Annotated in this window: 4 protein-coding genes; all 4 read left to right on the top strand. The window is 73.0% G+C overall.

Features of this window, described 5'->3' with window-relative positions; translation table 11 throughout:
• Window positions 1-367: 367 nt before the first annotated feature.
• Window positions 368-1,027, top strand: a complete 660-nt coding sequence (locus A6Q79_RS18375) for an HAD family phosphatase (protein ID WP_286690183.1) — start codon at window positions 368-370, stop codon at window positions 1,025-1,027.
• Window positions 1,028-1,043: 16 nt separating this feature from the next.
• On the top strand, window positions 1,044-2,270 hold the full coding sequence (locus tag A6Q79_RS18370; protein ID WP_286690182.1) for a sedoheptulose 7-phosphate cyclase: 1,227 nt from the start codon (window positions 1,044-1,046) through the stop codon (window positions 2,268-2,270).
• Entirely contained in the window at window positions 2,267-3,121 is an 855-nt protein-coding gene (locus A6Q79_RS18365; protein WP_286690181.1) for an O-methyltransferase, read from the top strand. The genes A6Q79_RS18370 and A6Q79_RS18365 overlap by 4 nt, the downstream gene beginning before the upstream one ends.
• On the top strand, window positions 3,114-3,557 hold a 444-nt coding region (locus tag A6Q79_RS18360), incomplete at its 3' end, for a hypothetical protein (RefSeq protein WP_317698938.1). The genes A6Q79_RS18365 and A6Q79_RS18360, both read left to right, overlap by 8 nt.

The raw sequence follows: 3,557 nt of genomic DNA, 5'->3' as shown, positions 1-3,557 counted from the left end.
CTTCAGGCGCGAGACGGCGGTCGCGCGCGGCGGGGCGGGACGGGCCTCCCGCGGGGCCGGGGCGGACGGCGCGACGGGCCGCACGACCGTCTTCTTGACGACCTTCTTGACCACGCGCGGCTGGCTGCTGCTGCGCGCCTCGTCCGCCGGGGTCGTGCCCTCCTCGACCATGGCGCCAGTGTGTCACAGGACACCTCCACGGGGGTCCGGCGTCCGCCGTCGAGGACGTCCGGCGCCGACGCGCACATTCGCCCGACCTGTGCCAAGGTCGAGGCATTCCATGCCTCACGGCCCCCGGTAGCCCCAGATGCCGACCGTGGTGCGCTGCCCCGCGCACGTCCGTACTCCCACCCTCCTTAGGACAGGTATGTCTGCGATCCTCTTCGGTTCCATCAGCACGCTCGTCGACAGCTCCGAGCTGCAGCGTCGGGCCTTCAACACCGCCTTCTCCCAGCACGGCCTCGACTGGTCGTGGGACCAGGAGGAGTACGCCGCGCTCCTCACCGGCAACGGCGGGCAGGACCGCGTCGCCGCCTACGCCGAGCAGCGGGGCGACGACGTCGACGCCGCGGCCGTGCACGCCACCAAGTCCGAGGTCTTCCGGACCCTGCTCGCAGAGGAGGCGCCGGAGCCCCGCGCCGGTGTCGTCGAGACGATCCGCGCGGCGAAGGAGGCCGGGCACCGGCTGGGCTTCGTGACCACGACCTCGGCCGACAATGTGGCTGCGGTCCTGAAGGTGCCCGGTCTGTCGGCCGCCGACTTCGACGTGGTCGTCGACGCCGACGACGTCGACGAGCCCAAGCCGGCCGCCGAGGCGTACCGGCACGCGCTGGCCGCCCTGGGCGAGCACGCGTCGGACGCGGTCGCCGTCGAGGACAACACCGGAGGGGTCGCGTCGGCGCGCGCCGCGGGCCTGCCCGTCGTCGCGTTCCCGAACACGAACACCGCCGACCACGACTGGTCCGAGGCGACCGAGCGCGTCGTCGCGCTCGAGCTCGACGACCTGCTGCGGAACGTCGGACGTTGAGGACGGGGAGGACACGATGAGCACCGAGCCCGCCACCCTCAGCGCCACGCCCACCTCCTTCGAGGTGCACGCCACCCAGCGGATCGACTACACGCTGACCTACGTCGACGGGGTGTTCGACCCCGCCCGGCCCGAGCTGGCCGACCACTACCGCGAGTGGGGACGCGCCCTCATGGTCGTCGACGCGGAGGTCCACGCGCTGTACGGCGACGACGCCGCGGCCTACTTCGCCCACCACGACATCGAGCTGACCGTCCACCCCATCGCGATCGGCGAGAAGAACAAGAAGTGGTCGACGGTCGAGGGCATCGTCGACGCGTTCGCCGACTTCGGCCTGCTCCGCAAGGAGCCGGTCCTCGTGGTCGGGGGTGGTTTGACGACCGACGTGGCGGGGTTCGCGTGCGCCGCGTTCCGCCGGTCGACGCCCTACATCCGCATCCCCACGACGCTGATCGGGCTGATCGACGCGAGCGTGTCGATCAAGGTGGCCGTGAACCACGGCAAGCACAAGAACCGGCTCGGGGCGTACCACGCGTCGAGCGACGTGCTGCTCGACTTCTCCTTCCTGCGCACGCTGCCGGAGGCGGAGGTGCGCAACGGCATGGCCGAGCTGGTGAAGATCACGACGGTCGCCGACGCCGCCACCTTCGACCTGCTGGAGCAGCACGCCGAGGAGCTTCTGGAGACCCGCTTCGGGCACCTCGGGGGCACGCCGGAGCTGCGTCAGGTCGCCGACCGGATCACATACGAGTCCATCAAGGTCATGCTCGAGCTCGAGACGCCCAACCTGCTCGAGCTCGACCTCGATCGCGTCATCGCGTTCGGGCACACGTGGAGCCCGACGCTCGAGCTCGCCCCGGCCGACCCGTACTACCACGGTCACGCCATCGCGATCGACATGGCGTTCTCGGCCACGGTCGCGGAGGCGCGCGGGCACGTCAGCGCGGCGGACCGCGACCGGGTGCACGGGCTGTTCAGCGCGCTCGGCCTGTCGCTCGACAGCGACGACCTGACGCCCGACCTGGTGCGCCGCGCGACCGCGTCGATCCTGCAGACGCGCGACGGTCTGCTGCGTGCGGCGGTCCCGTCGCCGATCGGCACGTGCGCGTTCCTCAACGACCTCGCCGACGACGAGGTCGACGCGCTGCTGGCCACGCACAAGATGCTCGTCGCGGCGTACCCGCGCGAGGGTCGGGGTGTCGACGCGCACGTCTCGGCCGCGGCCGTGCCCGTGCCGGCATGACCTCGGCGGTCCACCGACCGGCAGGGGGTGACGGGTCGCAGGCGCTGCGGCCCGTCACGCCCGTCGGCATCGCCGCGCAGGAGGTCGCGCTCGTCCTCGACGGGCTCGACGTTGGCGTCCCGGTCGACGACGAGGTCCTGGACCGGCTCCGCCGGGCGCACACGCTGCTGGCCGGTCTGGACCCGTACGTCGCGGCCAGCACCTCGCCCGAGTCGGCGCAGCTCGCCGAGCTCGCGCGCGCGACGGCCGGGCACCGGTGGGGCGAGCACCCGCCGGGTGCTGCCCAGCTGGAGCCGGAGATGGTCAGCGGACACGTCGAGGCGGCGCTGCTGCAGCTGCTCGTGCGGCTCAGCGGCGCGCGTCGTGTGCTGGAGATCGGCACGTTCACCGGCTACGCGGCGCTCGCGGTGGCCGAGGCGCTGCCGGCCGACGGCGTCGTGGTCACGTGCGAGGCGGACCCGCGTGCCGCGGCCGTGGCCCGTGAGGCGTTCGGCCGCTCCGACGACGGAGGTCGGGTCGAGCTGCTCGAGGGCCCGGCGCTGGCGTCGCTGGAACGGCTCGAGGAGCCGTTCGACCTCGTGTTCATCGACGCCGACAAGGAGGGCTACACGGCCTACCTCGACCTGCTCCTCGAGCGCGGGCTGCTGGCCGACGGTGCTCTGGTGGCCGTCGACAACACCCTGATGCAGGGCGTCGCGTACGGGGCTCCGCCCCGGTCGGAGCGCGAGGCGGAGCAGGGTCGGGTGATCGCCGCGTTCAACGAGCGGGTCGCGTCCGACCCGTCGCTCGTGCAGGTGGTCCTGCCGGTCCGCGACGGACTCACCCTGCTGCAACGGAGGGTCGATGGCTGACGTGCGGGCGGCGGCGAAGTCACTCGGCGCGCTCGGACTGCTGGCCCTGGCAGCGCCCGTGGCGGCTGCGGCTACGACCGGAGCGGCGCTCCTCGGACGTGCGCGGCAGCAGGACGAGCGGCGGGCCGTCCGGTCCGGTCCGCCGCTGACCGTCATGGTCAGCGGCGGCAAGATGACGAAGGCCCTCGCGCTGTGCCGCGCCTTCCACGCCGCGGGGCACCGCGTGGTGCTGGTCGAGGCGGAGAAGTACCGCTGGACGGGACACCGCGCGTCGCGCAGCGTCGAGGTGTTCCGCACGATCCCGGGGCCGGACGACCCCGACTACGCGCAGGCGCTCCTGCGGGTCGTCGAGGAGGAGGGCGTCGACGTCTACGTGCCGGTCTGCGCGCCGGCGACCGCCATCGCGGACGCCCGCGCGAAGGCCGTGCTCGAGGCC

The organism is Aeromicrobium sp. REDSEA-S32_B7 (genome assembly GCF_001626145.1).
GTDB lineage: Bacteria > Actinomycetota > Actinomycetes > Propionibacteriales > Nocardioidaceae > Aeromicrobium > Aeromicrobium erythreum.
Note: the sequence above shows the minus strand (reverse complement) of the source record. Positions and strands in the feature narration are given on the sequence as shown.